Here is a 21824-nt window from a genome sequence, read left to right on the forward strand (position 1 = left end):
GGGGGTTTTTTTGCGCTAAAAAACAGCCAGATCTTTCTGACTGTTTTTGACCACCGTAACCCTCTATGGTGGAAGGTCTAAGGTGTGGTTATAAGGTGTTTAGCTTTTTTCTTTTCTATAAGTTTATCCATATAAATTCTAAATATATAAAACCCAATCCCGATAGGAATCCATATTGCCGCATAACGAAGTCCGCTTTTAATATATGGAAGTATTCCTAAATAGTCTGTGCCTTTAATATTTATATCTCTTAGTGGATTAATAAATGCCCCTATTGGCCAAACCAAATTAACTTTCTCAATTAACCCCGTTGGCATCATAAATGCAGGCCAAACATAGCCGCAAGTAAGAATGGATGGTACAGATAAGAACATGCAAAGTTGCACACAAGGGAGTACCTTCCTAAATATTGATGCCAAAACAAAACACACTGCGATTATATCAAGAATAAATACTAAGAGTAGTATAAGATTGTTTTGCACGCTGCCTCTAAGTGGTAAATTATAATATTTACAAATTACATAAAAACAAGAAGTAAATCCAATAATAGCTAGTATTATCACCATAGTGATTTGTGCAACTACTCTCCCAAGCCATATGATTCCTGCTTTTGAACGTAATTTTATATTCACCATTTTTCTCTTATCCTCTATTAACATTGGTGCTAGCACAGATAAAACTGTCTGTTGTATCATTATTCCAATTATACCAAACATCAAATACTTCATATAACTCATTTGAGGGTCATACACAGTACGTTGAACGAAATTCATAGACGTAAGGGATTTCATAGCTTCATACGGCACCATTCCCTTTCCCTCTAGAACTTTAAGTTGAACCCCCGCATTAAGTGTATTTAGTATTTCGCTTCCATAAGCAAAAGCATTATTTCCAACTACTAAATTAGTTCCATCTACAACAAATAATGTCTTTGGAGCATCTTGATCACTTATATTTTTCTTAAAATATTTTGGTATTACAAGTCCAGCACTAACTTTTTTTCTAAGAATCAATTCCCGCATCTCACTATCTGAATTTGCATACTCAGTAATTTTAAATCCTTGGCTTTCATCAAACTGTTTTATAATTGTCCTAGATGTACTTGAATTATCATAATCTACAATGACCATAGGTATCTTATCCACGAAGGTATTACTATATACAGTTCCAAAAGCAAATGTAAAAAATACAATCAAGGGAATTTGTATAAGAATATTTTTTGTCCAATTTAAAACTAATGTGACTTTTTCCTTTTTAGTCATGTCTATATCCCCACCTCTGTACTATGATTACCTATTGTTAGCTTCTTTTGTTTTCTCCTATTCCATAAGAATTTTACACCCTTCTTAGCAAAAAATACTACCGCAGAAGCTACCCAGATGTATATAATAAATTTGCCCAGCCAAATAATATCATTTGCAATATAGCTTACACCAATAGCTTTCATATTTAAATCTCTCATTGGTTCTGCATAATGGACATAGGGTATCATTGAACCTAACTTCTGAAAGAACGTTGGTACAGCCATTAAAGGAAATGTAAACCCTCCGAGTATACTAGTAGGTAACACTAGTATTGCTGCTACCTGAGTAGCTAAAATCTTACTCGGAATAATTAAACTCGAAATCATTCCCGCACTAATCATAGCCGTGGAATACAGCAATGTTAATACTAATGCCCCTTTCAATGTCCCTAGAAAAGGCACCCCAAAATAATGGACTTGTATCCATAAAGTAATAATAATTGAAATAGTTCCCAGAGCTCCCCAAATCAATGCTTTAATAATATGAAAAATAAAAAATTTTTCATCATCACGAACACGATCTGCACCTATCATAACCAATCCTACTTGAATAACCGATATAAGCATTCCTGATATATAGAAATTCACATAATTTCTAGTTGGATTATTTAATATTCTATAGGTAAAAAACATAGGTTGAACTGTTTTCATAGATTGACCTGGAAGTATATTTAGTTTCCCCTCCATGACCTGTTTCAAATATCCAGTTTTAATAGTCAACAATATTTCTGTCATTCTAGCCTTAGCTGCACTTATGCCAGACATTTGCGAACCATCATAAAACACAAGAACGTTTTGTCCTTTTCCTTCTAATAAATTTTGTGAGAAGGAGGCAGGTATTATAACTCCCACCATGGCTTTCCCTTCTTCTATATACTTCTCTACATCACTATCTTTTTGCGAATAAATACCAATATCAAAAATTTCATTATCTTTTATTTCTTGAATAATTGTTCGGCTAAGAGCTGAATTATCTCTATCTACAATAATTGTTGGTATATGGCTAATTTGTTTGGCTTGCATACTATAACCAAATAAAAAGCTTAAAGAAATTGGAATACCAAATAGCATTATAAAAAGCATTAATCTCTTTTTAAAGAGCACAACCCAATGCATTGCACCTCTCCAAAAATGTATATTCTTCATAATTATTTCGCAGCTTTAGTGGCATCTTTTTTCTTACCAAAGTCCACTAAAGCTGTCATTCCTGGGTGTAATTCTTTATCCATTTTAGTAAACTCTACCTTAACACCGTAGGATAAAATATCATACTGCCCATTATCGTTGGTTGCTCTCTTTGTTGCAAAATCTGGTTTTTGATTTATTCTAACAATCTTTCCCTGGAAGTTTTCACTTCCATAGGCTATTAATTTAACATTAACCTTTTGCCCAAGGACAACACTAGCGAGAGCTTTCTCCTCAACTTTTACTTCTATCCAAGGTTTGTCTATATTTGAAATTACAATCAATGGCATTCCTGTAGAAACCAGCTCCCCAATCTGTGGATTAATAGTAACTATAACTCCATCTGTTGGTGCTATAATTGTAGTGTCCTTAATATAAGATTGCGCCTCTTGCGCCGCTCCTTGCGCTTGAGATATTAACCCTTGTGCAGCTTGAACCATAGCATCTGCTTGACTAACTAAGGCATTTGCTGCTACCTTATCTTCGGCTCTTGCCCCAGCCATTGCTTGATCATAAGTTTGCTTTGCTACTTCCATTTGGGTATCTGCACCTTGCATCTTTACAGAAGTTTCATCATCGGTCTGTTTTGAAACAATTCCTTGTAAAAATAAAGAATGTACCCTGTCATAAGAATCCTTTGCTACTTTATCTTGCCCCTTTGCAAATTCATAAGCGGCTTTTGCTTTTGCTATATCTTCTGGCTGAGCACCATTTTTTGCCTTTAATGATTGAGCAGAAGCTGCGGCTTTTGCAGCTTCTGCTGCTTTCATTTGTCCTGTAGCAGCTGCAATTGCACCCTCTGCTTGAGCTTTTTTAGCCATTAAACTGTCACTAGCTATTGTCATTAGCACATCACCTTTTTTAACTCTATCCCCTTCAGCTACTTTTATCTTTGTTATATTTCCTGGTACTTTTGTATTAATATTAGTTTCATCAGACTCTATGGCGCCTTGAACTATAAAATTCTGTTCTTTCTCTTTAATTAATTTTTCTGCTGCTAAGCTTAAGTCAGAAACTGATATAGCTTTAACACCGTAGCGAATAAGTGCTGTACCCCCTATAACTAATGCAATAACAAATATAGAAACTATTATTTTTTTCGTTTTACTCTTTTTATTCATTTCTACCTTTTCTACCTTTTCTACCTTTTCTACCTTTTTTACTTTTTTTACTTTTTCATCTTGATAATCCTGCTTATCCTGCTTATCCTGCTTATCCTGCATATCCTGCATATCCTTATTATCCTTATTATCCTCTTTATTCATTTTTAAATTACCCCCTAATATAACATAATAATTAAAACAAACTACTTTTAGGAAAAATATATTTGAAGCAAATATTTTTGAATTTTTTCTAAAAGTAAATTAGCAACACTTTTCTCCTCACTAGATAAAAAAGTCATAATTTCAGAAGAAAACTTTTTATATTCTGGCAATACTTCTGCAAGTACTCGCCTGCCTTCCTTTGTTATTATAGTTTTTATACTTCTTCTGTCAGTAGGATTGTTAATTCTAATAAAATAACCATAACTCTCCATTCTATCCACTAAAGATGTTATATTAGCTTTTGTCACTCTCATTTTATTTCCAAGATCAGATAATGTTAGTCCTTCCTCCCCAGCCAAATATACCACATATAGAGAATAGAACTGTGTTTTAGATAAACCTATTTTCTTATAGTATATTTCAAATACATTATCGATCAAAAAAGTAGTCTTAATAAAATTACCTAGTATTTTTGTGGATACATCATCAATCCAATCATAGGCATTTTCTAAATCATCCATTTTATTCAATAGTAATCACTCTCACTTTATATAGTTTTTAAATTGCTGTGCATCTTCAAAGTAATCTATTTTTGCCTTACTAAGTTCAACAGTAGCTGCATTTAACATCTCTTGTGCTGTGTCCACACTAAGTTGTACACTTTGCCCAGCAGTTAGTCTCGCCTTCTCTGTATTAAGAAGTGTTTCCGCTTTATCACAATCTAGTTTTTTAACTAAAACGGTATTATTAAGATTCAATACATTATTGTAGTCAGTTCTTATTTTGGATTCTACATCTATGCTTTCATCCGTTAAATCATATCCTAAGTTTACAATTGTATCTCCTAAAGTTTCAGACCAAGATTTATAGTCCGTATTAGGGGATGCCGCCCTTACAAGTTGATTTGGATCTGTATCATATTCATCTGCAATGCCTTTTTCTTTTGTATCCAATCTTATTTCTTCACTCATAGCCGTTATTGTATGATAGCCTTTTGATGTTTTTGCTACTACGTCATCTAATTTATCTGCTTTATACTCTTCATAAGGAATATCCTTAGTCTTTACCATTAAAGGTGCATCTACATTTTTACCCATGTTAATATTTAACTTCATTCTTATATTCTCTTTTTCATTAATTAACTGCAAAAGTGCAGTCTCTGCATCATTTACATTAACCTGATCGTCGATTAAAGTGTACCCTGCTTCTGTCCCTATATCTATACCCGCTTTTTTATTTTCTAAAACTTTTTTTAATCTTTCAATTTTACTCTTCTGAAGTTCAATTATTTGATCTTGCAACACATATTGATAATAGTATTGCTTAGAGGAGATAACTATCTCATCCTGATCTTGCTGTTTATCCCACAGAAGATTATGTAATTCTAACTCTCTTCTAGGTGGATTAACATTTAACCTCATCTCTCTTTGATAATCTGTTTCGTCTGCTCTAGTCCCTCTGTCATAATTTGTTTCCTCGTCATATGGGACAACAGCATTGATCTTTTCAGTGAGTATTTTGATTTTTTTATCATATAGACTCAAAGAGGAATTACCACTAGCAACAGCCGCAATAACACTCTCCATATCCATAACTTCTGTACTATTTTTGTTAGCTCCGAATACAGGCATACCAATTGTGCTAAGCACCCCTAATATTGCTAAAGATGAAACTACTAATTTAGCCTTCTTATTCATACTATTCACCTATCCTTTCCATTACATATTTAGTCCCTATTTTACAGTTTGCATCAAGAGCATACAGTGCATTATTATAATCTCTTAATGCTTTGTTATTATCCATTTGTGCTTTATTTACTCCAAGTTCTACTAGCCAAAGCATTGACAGTGGCTGCATTCCTGTTTTATAACTAATATTAACTACATTATATTGATTATTAGCTTGTTCCACCTTTTGAGAACTTAATTTCAAAGCTGATTGTTTTTGTTTTACATCCAAATAATCACTTTGCATCTCTGTTTCTATTTGTTTACTTGTTTGGTCTTTCTTTAATTTAGCCTGTTCTATTTCCTGCTCTGCCTGTAAATATTCCACATCTACCTTATTAAAATATCCTTGTAAATCATCAAATATTTTTTGTTTTTCAGCTATGGTTATATCAGCATCCAAAATTTCCGCCCTATTTTTCATGGCATTAGTTAAATATTCATCGTAAGTAAGTGGATCCTTTGTTTCTATTTTTTTATCTTTAAAATTATAATTATCTTTTAAATTCACAGCTAAAGATTGATTTAGCTTGGTTTTACCATTTTCAACCTGTCTTTGTAGATTGTCTAAATTCAGTTTAGACTTTTGAAGTTCTATTTGGGCTAAATTCTTCTCCAGTTCAGAAGCAGATCCCACCTCATATTTTTTAACTAACTGTCCATAATCCTTGACTTGCTTATCATAAAGCTGCTTTGTAAGATTATAACCATCTTCTGCATATAGTATAGTATCATAACCCTGCTTAACCAATACATCCGTAGCACTTTGTATTACTTCACGTTGCAGCTTTGTTTTATCCATCATATCTTGAGCAATATACCAGGGTATATTTCTTAAATATACAAATGTAGCATACGTCTTTGCAGGAGATAAAATTTTAGGTTTGTCACCGCCAGTAGTAGGATCAAGCTCTGTAAGTCCTACCTTCGCAAGTTTATTCCCGGCCTCCTTTAACTCAGCTATCTGTGCATCTGCTTTTGCTAACAGTCCTTGTGCTTGAACTTTAGTTAAATGATTAGTATTTGTAGGACTATTTACTATTGCTGCTATGGTAGCATTACGAGTTATCTCATCAGGTATTTGTTCAGCTTGGGTAAATAATGCTATAAGGCTACCTAGACCTTTATACTTAGCCATGCTTTCTGCACTATATGCCATACTATAAGCAGATTTATACTGTTCAAGACTCTTTTTCAAGCTCACTACATCAGTACTAATTTCTTTATACTTATCGTAATTTCTCTTTATTGTTATGAGCCCTCTGTCTACTTTTAACATCTTAGTGCTATTTTTAAGTGCTGTGTCAACAGCCTGCTGTTTACCCATATCCTGAGTTACACTTACATTATCTGCTTTAACTTTAGCAGAGGTACCTATAGCAAAAATACATAGCAAAACTAATGCACGACTTATATTTTTAATCATATTTTTCTTTTTCACAGTACACTTTCACCCCTTTGAATTATTTAATACACATATATACTATATATATACTAATAATATATTATCATATGAGTAAAATGTTGTCAATATTAGAAATGTAATCTTTACATGGTACTTTAATGCTATTAATCCACACCCAAAGCAATGTGTTCTCTGCAGGTTTTGTAATAGTATTTGTAATTTTTACCAAAGCTACCAAAATTAAATAACAGACACTATTTTTTTATAAAAATAAGCCACCACACATTTCGCATGATGACTTGTCACTTATTTGTTTTACATTTTTTTATATTGTATTAAAGCCCCTTTACCCTAATGAATTTTTCCAGTTACATAAATATCATATCCGACAAATCCAATTGAAATTGAATTGTCTCCTTTAGTGTATTTTGTCACTTGATTTTCATTAACTATACTTGTTTCAGAAAGTTTAAAGCCACTATCTACTAACAATTTAGAATAAGATACAAAAAAATTATTTAGTATAGATGATTTTGAAAAGTAATAAGTTATATCCTTAGCATCATCTGATACTAAAGCTTTGTAATAATTTGCATTTGCAGGTACAGGCACGTCCGTCAGAAAAGGAAAATAACCTGCTGTAACCGGTGTGGTTGATGCTGCTAATTGCGATAAGGTAGTCGTCGTTGTTATATTAATTAATGGTTTAACTTCATTTATAGGTATAGCATAGTTGTACTCACTTGACGCGTCTGCTGCCAAGTAGGTTATTCCAATTACTTGTCCACTCATATTAAACAAACCACCACCAGCACTGCCTTTATCTATAGCGGCACTTATTTGAATATCTTTGCCTTCCCTACTATTTGTTCTATTTAAACCACTAACAATTCCAGTAGAAATGGTGTTTTGTATTCCCGCAGGACTTCCTATAGTAACTATTTGATCTCCTAACTTAAGGGTTTCTGAATCTCCTAATCCAACTTTAGGCAGATTACTCGCATTTTTTAATGTTAAGATTGCTAGGTCTTTTTCTTTGCTATAACCTAAAATTTCACCAACTTCATACTTTGCTTCATCTTCAAGCACAACGTCAGCAGAATAAGCCCCATTTATAACATGATAATTAGTTATAAGTTTTCCCTCTGAAGATATTATACACCCACTTCCAGTGGCAAAAATATTATTATTCTTGTCTCTTGCTTCTAACTTAACAATACCATTAACATTTTTAGCAATATCAGTTACACTTAAGTCAGGGTTAGTATTTGTAGTTGAATCTATCAAATTATTAATAGTTGCTTCAGTTACAACTCCTGTACCACCTAATACTTTAATATTATTCAACTCAATAGAATTTTTACTAAAATAGTTTTTTTCGGAGCTAGAATCATTACCCACTAAAAACATTGCATTAGAGTTTTTACCTGCCAAAATAGAACCGGTCAAGCCATCTGGAAAATTCTCACCTGAGGTCATGTATATTGTATTAAAATCTAAATCACTCTTAAATCTATCAATAATAGCTAAATTCTTTTCATACTTGTCCACTCCACTTATTTTTTCAACATTAGATAGTGTAGATAATGTGCCCTGGTCTAATGAAGAACCTGCACCAATCACATAAGTTTTAGCTATATTATGACTGCTTATATAAGACTTAACCACTTCAGGAATTGTATTATGTCCAATTAAAATTATGGGCATGTTTCTTTTTACAGCTATTGGTGAAACAGATAGTGCATCAGGGAAATCCTCTCCAGTCACAATAAAAATTTCGCTAACATTATCCAGTTGCTCCGCTACCTTAATAGCGGTCCCATATCTATCTGCACCAGAGAATCTTGTAGTCTTTATCCCCATTGATTTTATTTTATCTTCAACTGTGGTAGAAATAACACCAGTGCCCCCAACTATTAAAATGTTTTTTACTTTTAATACCTGCAGGGCATTAATTGTTTCTGTAGGAATCACATCCTTTTGAGTTAACATAATGGGCGCATTATACTTTTTAGCTAGTGGAGCTGCACTTAACGCATCAGGAAAATTTGCACCGCTAGTAAGTATTACATAATCCGATTGTTGCCAACCATCCGTTGCAACCGCCGCTGAGGTTGCATACCTATTTAATCCAGATAATCTGGTAAGTTTAGTTGCAGCCTCAACCTTTACAGATATAATAAATAATAAAGTAAACATTAATAAGATAGAGAAAACCCTATTTTTAGTTTTTAACATTTGACCCATCCCCCTTTTAGAAATTAAATTTTTCTACAAAACTATTCAATTAAAAATCCTTCAATATGATTTTCATGGATATATAATACTATTATTGATAATTATGTTCATTTTTCACTATCTTTATTTTATCAGAAAAATAGAATTTATTCTATACTAATTATTTAGAATACTCTTTAATAATGATTTTTGGGACATAAAAAAGATGATTCCCTTACAATGCGGGAATCATCTTTTAGCTTTTTAACGCTCTTTTTTATATTGTCCTTGGCAATGATACTAGAGGATTATATTCACAACTGCTTCTGAAGTCTTTAATGAACTATTCATTAAAATGTACAGATAAGTTATCCACATTAAAATCCGTCTCTAAAATCTGCTTAGCACTAAATTCTAAATTTATAAACTTCGCTTTTAGTGAATTAACTTCCAAATCACTAGTGTTACATGTACCTATGGCTACTATTTTATCATTATCCATATTCTTAATAGTAACAGGTATCTTTTCTATTTTGATTTTTTTAGTTGATGCATTTCTCACTATTATCGATATTTTTAATTCACCATTATCGCCCTTTAGAATTTTATACAACGATATGCTAACATCCCCTGATGTAATTGGCGGCATTTTATTTAGATATTTATGTAATTTTTTAAATTGTGAATCATTAGGTACATCTTCAAATTCTATGTTAGCACTATTGTATGCTTTTATATTTGAATTAAAAACTATTCGTAGTTCATCCTTTAAAGCTACTATATCAACAACAATATTTTTTTTGTCAAAATATAGTTTCCAAGGTACTGCAGAGTATGCTGGTATATTTCCTACTTCTCTAAGTTCAAAAATTTGATTTGCCACAACTTCGTCTTTTGAATTTAGTATCATAAGAGGAAGCTTGTCAAAATTAATTTCTTTGGAAAGGCCATTTCTAAAATAAACACCTACTTCAACTTTGTCACCTAAATCAAATACATAAGTTGTATTTATGTTTATATCACCTTCATTCATGTCTGGTAAACTTTCTAGTTCGTCTCTATAAAACTCCTTTTTAGCGTCTGCATGTGCAGCTTCATGCTCGTCATTTAAATATAGTTGTAATTTAGCTTTGGTTACATCATTCTTCATAATTGTCCTCCTGTAATAAAAAACTGGTTTTTTTTTCAAATTTGATGAAAACTGTCTATTTATATCACTATTATTAATGAATAAAATAAAATTTAGAATTTATCACACTTAGTATTATATTACTAATTGTGTTCTAATAAAAGGTTTATTTCCTGATTTAGCTTCCTGCTCTTCCTATTACCTTGTAACCAAATAATTCAAAATAATACGGACTAACTAATACTTAATTGATATAGAGAAGGACAGCTTTTAACCGCCCTTCTCCCATTATTATTTAATTGTCCATTCACAATTGGTTTACACTCCTTAAGTTTCTTTGCAAGACGAAGTAAGCTTATTACTAGTTTTTTGTAGGTCCTGCAGTTAAAGTCGTTGTTGTCGAAACAACAATAGCTATTGTTGTCGCATCTGTTACAGATGCTATAGTAGCATTATCAATAACTGTTTGGAATGCAGCTTTATTTGCTGTTGTAATTGTACCAGCTGTTGGAGTTTCAGTGTTATCAACAGTTAAAGCAGTTAAAGCTGCTTTAGCTGTAACGATTTCTGTAGTCAATGCAGTTATTTTTTCATTTTCTGTACCTATTGCAGTTGTTTTAGTAGTAAGTCTTCCTGTATAAGTATCAGTTACTCCAGCCGCTGTTGCATTAGCTATAGTAGCGTTAGTTGCTGTTAAATCATAAGCTACTGCAATTTGAACTTCTCCAACTGTAGTTAATGGTAGAGCTTCATATGTTGCAACAGTGTTGTTTGCTGCAGTTACGTCCACAACTTTATATGTTTCTCCATTTTTTAATCCGCTTACCATTTTTACATTAGATTGAGCGCTATCTCCAGTTCCAGCAATTACTATATAGCCTTTAGTACTATCTAATCCAACAATGCTATTGTGCCATGCTGTTCCAAGTGAACCTGCAGCTTGAACAACCATATCACTTGCACCATTTCCTGCCTTATCTTTCACAGCATTGGTCATAAAGACACTTGCCACGTTATGAGTTGTATTAATTGCCACGATATTAGCAGCAGTCAAGCTAATAGGCATATCAATTATAACCGTTTTATTATCTCCCTGTAAAAAAGCTCTTAAAGGTACCACATCTGTAAATCCGTTAGGAGTACTAGCATCTACAATTCTTATTATCCAATTTCCTGCTACTTCAGCAGAAGCTTTGTCTAATTGTTTACTTGCTACATATACTATCGCTGAGGTAGTTGCACTAATAGGATTAGTAGTAGATAGACTTGGTCTTACACCGTCTGCTACTATTTTATTCTTTGAAATTGATGAATATATTGTTTTTGAATTTGCTTTTGTACCATCTACACTAGTAGCAGATGCTCCTACTCTAGCTTGTATATCTCCAGTCGTAAGATCTATGGCAGTGCTTCCTGTAGCTATACTTACAATATTGTCTGATTCTTGCACTATATACTTAAACACAACTATATCATGTTTAGGATTTATTGTTGCATCCTGTGTACTGACTTCATCATAAATAGCATTAACGCCACCTAAATTTAGCTTAGGGTTACCAACCACAAAAACAGGTTCGCTAAATTTAACTCCTATTTTTATCACATCAGCTATTCCAAACAAAGACTTGTCAGCCTTTAAAGCTTCATCTATTATTGCAACATCTGTAACTGTAGCACTATTTTTATTTGAAACTATGGTGCTTCCTTTAACAATTACATTAGTTAATATACAATTTTCTCCAGTTTCTGAAAGATCTCCATTAATAGTTACATTCCTTAATTCATATTTGTTAGTATCGCTACTTCCACTTCCAATTGTAACATTACCAGTAATTGTTGACCCATTCCCATCTAAAACAATATTTCTTTCATTTCCTGTTCTTGCCAATGTCATAGCCTGACTCAAAGTTATAGGTAATGCAGAGACGAATTTGATATATTGAACACTATTATCACTCAGTGCCTCAGCAAGCATGTTAGCTGCATCATTACTTTCACCCTGAATATTCGATATAACTCTTGTGTCAGAGGTATTAGGATACACCACTTTAATTAAATCTAATGTATCGTCTTTAACTGATTGTATCATTGATGTAAGTGTAGCTGGGGTTTTCATTAAATCATATAGAGTAATTGTTTTACCTGCACTTGTGCTTGCTTTTGTTACGTAGTCAGAAACAAGTTCAGTCTTTACATCTGCTACTTTTTTAAAATAACTAGAATTCTCTAAAAGTTTTCCATTAATGTCAAAAGCCATTATAGTAATTGTATAATCTGTACCTGTTGTATCAATATCAAGGCCCGCTTGTCCAGTTGTAAATCCAGTAAAATTCGAATTAAGAAAAAGGTCCCTTCCACTCAATGTACCTATTGAAACCTTCAATCTTTTTACTGCAGAGTCAGTCTTAACATCAATATTTGTTAATTTGGTATAGTTTGGAGTAAAAGTTGTTGTTGTTGTTGTAGGTGTAATAGTTATAGTAGTAGTTCCAGTTGCTGTAGCTGTAGTCGTAGTGGTAGTTGTTGTGGTTGCCGGTGTCGTAGGTGTCGTGGTTGTAGTAGTTGCAGTCAATCCTTGCTTTTTATGTATGGTCTCAATTGACGTTATATATTGTTTAGGTACATAAATACTTATGTCTCTCGTAGTATTATAGGTAAGGATTTTGTTTATGATATCTGTTGTTGTTTGAGTTGGTTGATTCATAAATATTGTTTTAAATCCCATTGCAAAATCTGTTGTAGAAAAAGGTAAAGTAAAATTCGTTAAAGGTATATAACCATCAAAGGTTAAGGCATCCTTATCAATTTTTACAGCATAATTTAGAACATCAGAGTCTAATTCTCCAATTGTTATATCTAAAATTTTACGGTCTCCATCATCTATAGATGAACTTATTTTAAGAGGTCTCATAGCCGTACTTCCACTAGTTTGATACACTGCAATTTTGTCTACAGGTATACTGCTATTGTTACCTGATATAGCATAATCAAATGTTACTTCTATTGTATTTCCCGTGATTGCTGTGTAGGTATAAGGCACTGCAGCATATACTGAAGTCTTTAAGAATATCATACTAAGCAATAAAAACATACCAAATAGTGTTAAACTTTTCATTCCTTTTTTTAAAATATTAAAATGCATTTTAATAATTCCCCCTCATTAGCTAATATATTATTGCTGAACTAAATATTTTTTTGTTCCAAGTAGCTTTCCTGCTACATCGTATACATTAAAGGTTGCAGTTGAACCTTTTGTTAATACTGTATATAATTGAAAATTATTATTACCTATATAATACATGTATACACCATTAAGAGACACTTTAGCTACAATACTATCTGTCCGAATATTCGCGGAATATGCACCTATATATGAATAATAGTCCATGGAAATAATATTAACATATTCTATAGCTGTTACATTAACATTTATTGATGCTTTTACAGTTGACCCATCTATTGTGCCTGTAGCTTTTTTCAATCCAACAGTACTTGTACTACAAGAACCCCAAGTGACATATTCTTTCCCTGTAGAACCATTCTTATATAAAACATCAATAATGTTTGGAAGCACAGGTAGAGCATTTTGAACTACAAATATATCAGGAATGGCTACCACCTTATTAATAAGTAAATTTTGCGTTGCAATTTTATCCCATACAATGCTTTGTTTAGACAGTTGAGTAGTACCTACCTTAACTAATACTTCATAAGAAGGGGTTTTCCCATCAACTGTGCTCACTAAAGTTAATCCATTTAATGTTGCTGTAATGCCTGAATATACTACCTTGCTTGCCGGTACTGCTACTCCGCCAAACGTATAATTTAATCCTTTTTTGTAATAATCGTCCATTAGCTTGTTGAATTTAACTTTAACAGTTGTAGCATTAATAGCAGCTATAGATTCAATCTTTAAGTCGGTTGTTTGTCCTGGAATTACAGCAAATGCTGTCTTTTCAATTACAAGTGCAGCTCTTGCTAGAGCAATATCATTATTATGACTCATGAATACTGAAGTTAAATCATCAAATTTATATATTTTCCCAGTTAATTCATATCCGTAATTCTCTGAATGTAACCCAATTTTTTTTTGATGAGCAAAGTTTGCTGTTTCACTCCTTGTATATGCTGGTTTTGATAAGTCATTCAATAAATATATATCTGCATCAGCAGCTTTAACCGGAATACATAATGATGTAAATATAACAACTGACATTGCAGTTATAGAAATCAGTGATAAAATTTTGTTAGCCTTTTTCATCTTAGTTTACCCCCCCGAATATATGTTGTTAAGTGTCTATGAATGAAGCCTTTATCTTTCTTGATACAAGATTACCCTCATATGTTAATATTATCGTTAATATATGATATTTCTTTATACCTATGAATTAAAAACTGTTATTATTTAAGTAACTAGGAACCATTTATAATAAATATTATTTAAAACACGCCCTCTCGAGTGTATTAGCTAGTTCGTTATTTATTTCAATACGTTCAATAATTCATAATTTTGGGCATATAAAAAGAGCATATTTCTATGCTCTAAGATTATCAATTATAAATTACTTTCTTAACTACTCCACCAACTGTAATAGTTACTACATCTGTTTCTGCTGCAACTATTATTGTTACATTATTTTCTGAAACTGCATAACGATCTCCTTTTACAAGTGCTTTTCCATTAGCAGTGACCTTCGTTACTTTTTTCCCATCAGTAACAGTTATCTTAACAACTTTGTTATTAAAGATGTCTATAGTCATTGTGCCTTTAATACCCTTACTAATAGCTATTATTTTTGCGTTTACGGCTGCTAATCTTGCTACCAAACCAACTTTTACTGTATCTCCAGCATCTAATGCATTTACTAATATGCTTGCTGAATTATAGCTAACTACAGTTAATTCTTTTTCAGCAGTTACTACTGCTGCTGTTACATCTTTCTTCTTAACTGCTTTCACAATTATCTTCCCACCGTTATAGGGTTTATTAAGTTTAGTTGTATATTTTGCTACTAAGCTCTTCGCATCTTTGTCACTTACGTCCTCTTTTACTATCATTGTTCCTATTATCATTCCATTTTGAAGATATACCTGTCCTGATTGAACTTCCTTCTCTTTTTTTACATCCTTTGTATAGTTTTCATCTACAACTATTTTTGTAGGATCTTTATCTGGTTTAACTGCTTTATACTTTTTACCAAAAATTCCTAATGATACAATTACTATTAATATTAGAATTAGTAATAATGCTCCTAGTTTTGCTACTGTTCCTTTCGCCTTCATACTTATCACGTCCCTTCATTGTTCATTAATTATATCACATTGTTATGTTTCTAACTATTACTTATCTATTAAAAATAAAAACAAGCTTCATGAATAACAATTATCTTAGCAAGGTGTAGTGCTACTCAAAATGTGCTCCCGTTATCCTGTAGTAATAACAAATACTAATTTATAACCAATTTTATACTTATATCTTCGTCATTTAAATTAATAGTACTAGTATTACTTACACTAAAGGTTTTTGCCTCTCCTTGATTTATCTCACTGTCTTTTATTAGAACTTCTTCCGTATTTCCTTTTACAAAATATATAGTTACTTTACCTATTTCTTCTGCTTTTACATTGATATCTACTTTATATACATTGCCATTAAATTCATATTTTTCTGCATCTGCAGTTACAAGCTTTGATTTCTTTACAAAGTCTATAATTGTAGAATCATTAGGTTGTTGTCCCTTATATGGAATAACTTCTAGGTTATAATTACCCTCTGGCGCTATATTTCCTGATACATCTTCGCCATTCCATGTGTATATATTGAGTCCTTGTGAACCTTGATTGTTTGCTATTTCATTTATAATTGTATTATTTTTGTCTTTTATTTTTAAATCATATCTTCCACTGCCAGTAAAGTTCATTTGAAAGTCTACTGTATCTTGTACATCTACCTCTAAATTTTCTTTCACTACTTTACTTAAATCAATTTCTGCTGATACAATATTAGAAACAGATATATCATTAAATGCTTGAAAATATCTCTTTACATACGTTTGTGTTTGTAACTTTTCTGTGTATTCTCCACTGTACACATTGGAAATAACATTAAAGTTCTCATCTAGAACCTTATATCCGCTAGCATTGGTTACGTTGCTCCAAGTAAACTTTAACGTATCTTGTGATAGTAAATTTGGAGTTACCGTCCCAATTTCATCTACAACCTTACCATTTACAAGATCCGTAAAGACAAATCCTTGGAGTGTTGCTTTTGCAAAAGCTGCATATGTCATGTATGTATATCCTGCTTGTCCCCAATTCGTTCCATATGAATTAATGATTTTAAAAGCACCATAACCTTCCGGAGTCGCTAATTCATCATCATAACCTACTACTACAACTGCATGTCCACCTAATATATAGTTTTCAGTGGTTACTATACTCGTCCCATCTGCATTAATAAGAGGGTACATCCACTTAAATCCCACATTTATACCTACTATTGGTAAATCTCCTGTATTCAAATATTCTTTTGTCTTTTGTATTATATAAGCGGAAGAATTATTATTGGTATATAGCACATACCAATCCCTTATCTTATTTGGTCCGGATTTTTGAATTATTTCACTACTTGGTCGCGTCAAGTAATCTTTTGCCATGTATGGAAAATCATATAGTGTAGCAGCTCCTTCACTTTTTAATAAATCTCCTGCCTCATTCAGAGATGCCCCTTCATCAACGCCGTCATTAATTTGATTATATATAAAGCTAGGACTAAAAATATGTTTTAAATTACTTCCTACAACCCAGCCAATATCCCTTGCCTGCTGAAACGTTCTTAGATAATATCCTGTTGCCCACGCAACGCAACTGTTTTCCTGTTGATTTCCTATAGGTGGAAAATATCCTGAATTAGAATAGTCTAATCTTGAAGGAAGCTGATTTAAATTAAGACCATTTGCTTGTAATTTATTCTCTAATACTTTTTCCCCAAGATGCTTTGCACTTAGGTTCTCATCTCCTTTTAACCCAGTATATTTAACCTGCGCGACTTTACTTTCTAATTCTACCCAGCTACCATCTATGTTTTGCAATACTTTTCTGTAGTATATTCCTTCATTTTTAGTAAACAGTTCCACTTTATCTGCAGATAAAACCCTTTTATCTAATAAAACTTCTCCAGATTTAAGGGGATATAAATCCTGTACCCCTGCCAATACAACTTGATTGGTTGACAAAATTTCTTTTCTTTTAGTTGCATTTATTCTATTTTCATATGAATTCAAAGCATTTAAACATAATAAGAATATAAGTATAATTATTGCTTTTTTTATCACTTTTTTCATTAGTTCTAACTCCTTAATATATTATTTTATGTTCTATAAACTTCCTTCATATGTTCATCTAATGTATAGAAGTATTTTATGGCCATTTTATATTTAGCTTATGATACCTTAACCACTAATCTTAAAGTCCCCCTTCTTCATTATGCATTAATACCCACTTACCATTTTCAAATATAATTGTATGATTGAATTTGTATATATTGCCATCTTCATTTGCTTCAATAATTAAATTTTTCTTGTTTCCGTTATCAACAACATTAATTACATTTCCATGTGAATAATCTGGATTTGACCCATCTCCTATAGGAGCACAATAGACACCCTCAATAGATTTAATATTATATGTATTTATAAATAAATCCGTATGAGATTCTTCCCAAAACTTCTCTAAATAATCGTTGATTTTTTCATAACTGTTAAATTCTTGTTTTAACTCAGTATATCCCCTGCCGTTAGTTGTTCCAAATTGCCGTCCTTCTTGTTTACAATGCAAAATATCGCTATCTGCCTTATATGCATTTGCTATTAAAATTAATATATCTTCATTACTTATAGGTGTATAATTCATAGTTTTCTGACTTGAATTACTTTCACTTCCAGTAGACTCTGCATCCGGATTAACATTAGCTGATGGAGTCCATACAGATTCTTCTACTGGATAAATTTGTTCCACATTTTCAGTTGTTGTTTGCTGTTTCTCAAGTTCTTTTTTTGAATTATTAATATTATAATTCCCTTTTGTAAGTATCAATTTATTACCATCAAGATTTAGTACTAACGTATTATCATCTTGAAAATGAAACTTATGTCTCAGTTCTGTTCTACCTTCTGTCTTTTCACCATCTACAACTAAAGGGTAAATGCTTAATGTATCAGAATCAACTATTATATATATTCCACTCATGCTTCTTTGTGAATCTGGATAAACCATTTTAAACTTTTCTTTTTCAAAATCAATATATGCAATAGACCCATCTTCCGCTGTACCAACCCAACTACCTACTATACTATTTTCTGCTGATTCGGCCGCCATCTCCATAGGCAATGCCTCTGATATAAAATTTTTAAAATCATCTGAAATAACAGTGTTCCAGATCATAAATACTCCAAAGAAAAGCAACACTAATATAATAGTTACTTTTAATAACTTATTACTTCTTTTTTTTATTTTTTCTGGAGATTTGAAACTATTTACTTTATTTAATATTTTTGGAGTTTTTTCTTTATGCCTATACCCACATTCTGGGCAGAATATATCACCATCATCCATTCTATGTTCACATTTACTGCAACGGTACATATATAATTAATCCCCCCTATTTATTATCCACCTATGCTAATTTTGATATTACATCTTTATATGTAGCATCGACTGAATATATTTCTTCCCAGCAAATATTAGCACTTTCTAAATCACTCTGATTTTGAAATATTTCTCCTAGGTTATATAACTTTTCTATTACTTTTATCTTTTCACTACATGCTATAAACTGTTTTAAAGCTATTCTATACATTTTCTTCTTCATAAAACATGCACCTAATAGTCCACGTACATGTGATTCCGTGATGTTACTATCAAATCTTTGTTCATTTATTAATGCTTGGATTTCGAGTATTGCATTATCTATATTATCCGTATACATATATGCATTAATTAAATATATTCTTAGGTAACTATTATTTTTATCTATATCAATTCCTAACTTGCACACATTAACTACTTGCTCAAAATTTCTATGTTTCATTAATAATTTGATTATATATAATCGCATCTCTGCATCCTCAGGGAAAGCTTGTATATATTCTTCATATAATATCAAACTACTCTCATTTCCTAGCTCTTTTAATATCTTTACATAGATTTCGATAATTTCTTTATTTTTAAATGCTTCATATGCTTTTTTACAATAATCTAATGCAACATCATATTGTTTATGTTGAAAATAATATTTACATATTGTAATCATATATTCTTGATTTAAACAATCTAAGTCTAATGCATCAACTATTACACTAATTCTAATGTCATCTAGTTTATCAAAATTAATAGTATAATAGTTTGATAATTCTATGGTAATAACATTTATCATATTTATTATATCTTCCTTAGTACCAATATTATAAGAATTTACATCTCTCATATTAAGTAAAAATCTTTCTCTATCTTGATTATGAATACCGCTATTAATATATGCTGTTGTTAGTGTTTCTCTTGCACCTTTAATGCTTAAAGTATTTTCCAAATGTTTTATTGCATTCTCATACTCTCCAAGATGTGTATAACAAACTCCCATATTATATTTACAGGAATCACTATTGGCCCCAAACTTTATTGCTTCTTGAAATTTCTCTAATGCTTCCTTGTACTGCTTAGTTCTTGCAAATCTTATTCCTGTCGTGAAAGTCTCTGTTTTCTTTTGTTGTATTCTTCTTGTTTCCTCTCTTTTTCGTTGATCTTCTCTTTCGGATGCTTCCTTTCCCTTTCTTCCTAAAGTTCTCGCTATAGAAACTGAGAATATTCTAACCAAAGCTAATAGTAATTGCTTTAAAAAATCCATCTTAACACCCCATATTAAATATTATAAAATTTCACATGTTTCTCCTATTATTAGCCTATCTTTATTAGCTGATTTATTAAAATCATTAAATGTTCTTTCTTTATCACTATTTGTGCTAGTTGATTTTATATTATCTTCTCTAATAACTGTTTGTTCTATATTCCTATTATTGTCAACTACTCTATTGTTTATATTAATTCCACTTGATAATTTTTCATTAATATTAAAATCCTGCTTGCATCCACAAACTGAACAAAACCTATATGGCTCTTTTAGTACACTTTTGCATTTTTCACAATATTTCATATTCTAACCTCCATACAAAAGATTTATATATATTGTTACATTATAGTAATATTTTTATATATCATCTGCATTATACCATGAAAATATGGGGATTTACGACTGTTTTTAAATGTTATTCAAACCGTTGAGTTTTATGGGTTTGTTTAATATTGAAGGTGGAACTGCTACAATAAATGTACTATTGTAATTCTGTAATATAAATTTCTAAAATAAAAACAAGGCCTGTACAAGCCTTGTAATTGCTCTTAATTTTATGTGATTAAACTGGTCTACACTTTAACACTTCAATATCTGTTTAATTTCTACCTAGTAGATCTTTCATTATATCTATGTTTTCTTTTACTTCCAAGCATTATAGCCTTTTCAAAATCTGAATAATAACTTATAAAATTTTCTACAGATAAAATAGCCTTTTTTATCTTCCGTTAAATATCATCTAAATGCTATTTCTTATCTCTTTTATGGCTTCATCAGTGAGTCGTAAAATTTTCTTTATAGTTTCATCATCATGGTCATATTTCATCATAACTTTAGCAATTTTATAGTAATACTTTGCTTCTTTTATTTCATAGATATCACGTTTTCTCTGAAGATTATCTAAAATAGCCTTCATAAGTGAACTATTGTCAGGATTTTCTCTCAAAAGTTTCTTCTCTTCTTCTGTAATCTCAAACTTATCATCAAGATATTCTTTTTTAACTTTACCAATATACTTATAAAAATCCTCATTATATAATCTCACTTTTTTATCAAATGAATAACTTTTGTAAGACCAGTCTGATATTCCGTAATTTTCAGCTGTGTCTGCTGCTTTATCAAATGATATTTCTCCATTCATCTCTCTGTTGAAAATTATATCCACTATTTCATTTTCTTCCTTAGTCCAGTTATACAACTAATCACCCCTTTTTTACTGTAATCACTGTGCACTGCATAACTATTATTTATGCATTCTTTGATTTACTATCTAAGAATTCCATCTACTTAACTTTAAATATCTTCATAAAATTTATATGTTGAGCTAATGCTATATTTTCTAATTTAGATTACTTTCTAAAGATATCTAGTGCACTTGCTTGTACACTGATTGATTTTACTCGTTTTACACACAGACTACATATATTCTATATATTCAATTTTACCATTTTCATATGAAATAATATACCCAGTAAGAAAAGTTTAATTTGCAATTTGAAGCCTAATCACCTAAATTTTATTAAATTACGATAGCTCAAAATTTTACGTCTCAAAAATGAATGATTGGCAGAAGTATAAAAATAAGTATAGTAGAGCCTTGATGCAGGCAAAACGTATATGCAGACAGCTCGGTGAATAATTTATATGAACTTTTTTTTTACCAATCAATACTACAAAAGAATATCTTAC

16 protein-coding genes are annotated in these 21824 nt (G+C 31.4%); all 16 read right to left on the reverse strand.

Annotated features, from left to right (window positions below; all coding sequences use genetic code 11):
- Positions 1–77: 77 nt before the first annotated feature.
- Positions 78–1262 carry an ABC transporter permease gene (locus tag ACREVU_RS13035; protein ID WP_431552032.1) on the reverse strand — a complete coding sequence of 395 codons (1185 nt, stop codon included), beginning with the start codon at positions 1260–1262 and terminating at the stop codon, positions 78–80.
- Between the two features lie 2 nt (positions 1263–1264).
- Entirely contained in the window at positions 1265–2449 is a 1185-nt protein-coding gene (locus ACREVU_RS13040; protein WP_431552033.1) for an ABC transporter permease, read from the reverse strand.
- Positions 2450–2451: 2 nt separating this feature from the next.
- Positions 2452–3753: an HlyD family secretion protein gene (locus tag ACREVU_RS13045; RefSeq protein ID WP_431552034.1), complete on the reverse strand. Its 1302-nt coding sequence runs from the start codon at positions 3751–3753 to the stop codon at positions 2452–2454.
- 47 nt (positions 3754–3800) lie between these two features.
- Entirely contained in the window at positions 3801–4274 is a 474-nt protein-coding gene (locus ACREVU_RS13050; RefSeq protein ID WP_431552035.1) for a MarR family winged helix-turn-helix transcriptional regulator, read from the reverse strand.
- Between the two features lie 21 nt (positions 4275–4295).
- Positions 4296–5450 carry a TolC family protein gene (locus ACREVU_RS13055; RefSeq protein WP_431552036.1) on the reverse strand — a complete coding sequence of 385 codons (1155 nt, stop codon included), beginning with the start codon at positions 5448–5450 and terminating at the stop codon, positions 4296–4298.
- 1 nt (position 5451) lies between these two features.
- Complete coding sequence (locus tag ACREVU_RS13060; RefSeq protein ID WP_431552037.1) at positions 5452–6921, reverse strand: TolC family protein; 1470 nt, start codon at positions 6919–6921, stop codon at positions 5452–5454.
- 315 nt (positions 6922–7236) lie between these two features.
- Positions 7237–9123 (reverse strand): cell wall-binding repeat-containing protein, encoded by a 1887-nt coding sequence (locus ACREVU_RS13065; RefSeq protein ID WP_431552038.1) that lies wholly within the window; start codon positions 9121–9123, stop codon positions 7237–7239.
- Positions 9124–9445: 322 nt separating this feature from the next.
- Positions 9446–10252 carry an SLAP domain-containing protein gene (locus tag ACREVU_RS13070; RefSeq protein WP_431552039.1) on the reverse strand — a complete coding sequence of 269 codons (807 nt, stop codon included), beginning with the start codon at positions 10250–10252 and terminating at the stop codon, positions 9446–9448.
- 340 nt (positions 10253–10592) lie between these two features.
- Positions 10593–13373: a hypothetical protein gene (locus tag ACREVU_RS13075; RefSeq protein ID WP_431552040.1), complete on the reverse strand. Its 2781-nt coding sequence runs from the start codon at positions 13371–13373 to the stop codon at positions 10593–10595.
- Positions 13374–13403: 30 nt separating this feature from the next.
- Positions 13404–14492, reverse strand: a complete 1089-nt coding sequence (locus ACREVU_RS13080) for an Ig-like domain-containing protein (protein ID WP_431552041.1) — start codon at positions 14490–14492, stop codon at positions 13404–13406.
- Positions 14493–14782: 290 nt separating this feature from the next.
- Positions 14783–15514: a hypothetical protein gene (locus ACREVU_RS13085; RefSeq protein WP_431552042.1), complete on the reverse strand. Its 732-nt coding sequence runs from the start codon at positions 15512–15514 to the stop codon at positions 14783–14785.
- A gap of 164 nt (positions 15515–15678) precedes the next feature.
- Complete coding sequence (locus tag ACREVU_RS13090; protein ID WP_431552043.1) at positions 15679–17574, reverse strand: C1 family peptidase; 1896 nt, start codon at positions 17572–17574, stop codon at positions 15679–15681.
- 121 nt (positions 17575–17695) lie between these two features.
- Complete coding sequence (locus ACREVU_RS13095; protein ID WP_431552044.1) at positions 17696–18874, reverse strand: DL-endopeptidase inhibitor IseA family protein; 1179 nt, start codon at positions 18872–18874, stop codon at positions 17696–17698.
- Between the two features lie 31 nt (positions 18875–18905).
- A complete protein-coding gene (locus ACREVU_RS13100) occupies positions 18906–20132 on the reverse strand; it encodes a tetratricopeptide repeat protein (RefSeq protein WP_431552045.1) in 1227 nt (408 codons plus the stop codon).
- A gap of 21 nt (positions 20133–20153) precedes the next feature.
- The gene (locus ACREVU_RS13105; RefSeq protein WP_431552046.1) at positions 20154–20438 is read right to left on the reverse strand and encodes a hypothetical protein; all 285 of its coding nucleotides are present in this window, start codon (positions 20436–20438) and stop codon (positions 20154–20156) included.
- A gap of 436 nt (positions 20439–20874) precedes the next feature.
- Positions 20875–21333: a hypothetical protein gene (locus tag ACREVU_RS13110; protein ID WP_431552047.1), complete on the reverse strand. Its 459-nt coding sequence runs from the start codon at positions 21331–21333 to the stop codon at positions 20875–20877.
- Between the last annotated feature and the right edge of the window lie 491 nt (positions 21334–21824).

The organism is Clostridium sp. (genome assembly GCF_050717535.1).
In the GTDB taxonomy this organism is placed as follows: Bacteria; Bacillota; Clostridia; order Clostridiales; family Clostridiaceae; genus Clostridium_AD.

What these genes read in the sequence shown, in the direction of transcription:
- ACREVU_RS13035 (WP_431552032.1), bottom strand. Translation starts at nt 1,262, where the DNA reads ATGACTAAAAAGGAAAAAGTCACATTAGTTTTAAATTGGACAAAAAAT.
- ACREVU_RS13040 (WP_431552033.1), bottom strand. Translation starts at nt 2,449, where the DNA reads ATGAAGAATATACATTTTTGGAGAGGTGCAATGCATTGGGTTGTGCTC.
- ACREVU_RS13045 (WP_431552034.1), bottom strand. Translation starts at nt 3,753, where the DNA reads ATGAATAAAGAGGATAATAAGGATAATAAGGATATGCAGGATATGCAG.
- ACREVU_RS13050 (WP_431552035.1), bottom strand. Translation starts at nt 4,274, where the DNA reads ATGGATGATTTAGAAAATGCCTATGATTGGATTGATGATGTATCCACA.
- ACREVU_RS13055 (WP_431552036.1), bottom strand. Translation starts at nt 5,450, where the DNA reads ATGAATAAGAAGGCTAAATTAGTAGTTTCATCTTTAGCAATATTAGGG.
- ACREVU_RS13065 (WP_431552038.1), bottom strand. Translation starts at nt 9,123, where the DNA reads ATGTTAAAAACTAAAAATAGGGTTTTCTCTATCTTATTAATGTTTACT.
- ACREVU_RS13070 (WP_431552039.1), bottom strand. Translation starts at nt 10,252, where the DNA reads ATGAAGAATGATGTAACCAAAGCTAAATTACAACTATATTTAAATGAC.
- ACREVU_RS13075 (WP_431552040.1), bottom strand. Translation starts at nt 13,373, where the DNA reads ATGCATTTTAATATTTTAAAAAAAGGAATGAAAAGTTTAACACTATTT.
- ACREVU_RS13080 (WP_431552041.1), bottom strand. Translation starts at nt 14,492, where the DNA reads ATGAAAAAGGCTAACAAAATTTTATCACTGATTTCTATAACTGCAATG.
- ACREVU_RS13085 (WP_431552042.1), bottom strand. Translation starts at nt 15,514, where the DNA reads ATGAAGGCGAAAGGAACAGTAGCAAAACTAGGAGCATTATTACTAATT.
- ACREVU_RS13090 (WP_431552043.1), bottom strand. Translation starts at nt 17,574, where the DNA reads ATGAAAAAAGTGATAAAAAAAGCAATAATTATACTTATATTCTTATTA.
- ACREVU_RS13095 (WP_431552044.1), bottom strand. Translation starts at nt 18,874, where the DNA reads ATGTACCGTTGCAGTAAATGTGAACATAGAATGGATGATGGTGATATA.
- ACREVU_RS13100 (WP_431552045.1), bottom strand. Translation starts at nt 20,132, where the DNA reads ATGGATTTTTTAAAGCAATTACTATTAGCTTTGGTTAGAATATTCTCA.
- ACREVU_RS13105 (WP_431552046.1), bottom strand. Translation starts at nt 20,438, where the DNA reads ATGAAATATTGTGAAAAATGCAAAAGTGTACTAAAAGAGCCATATAGG.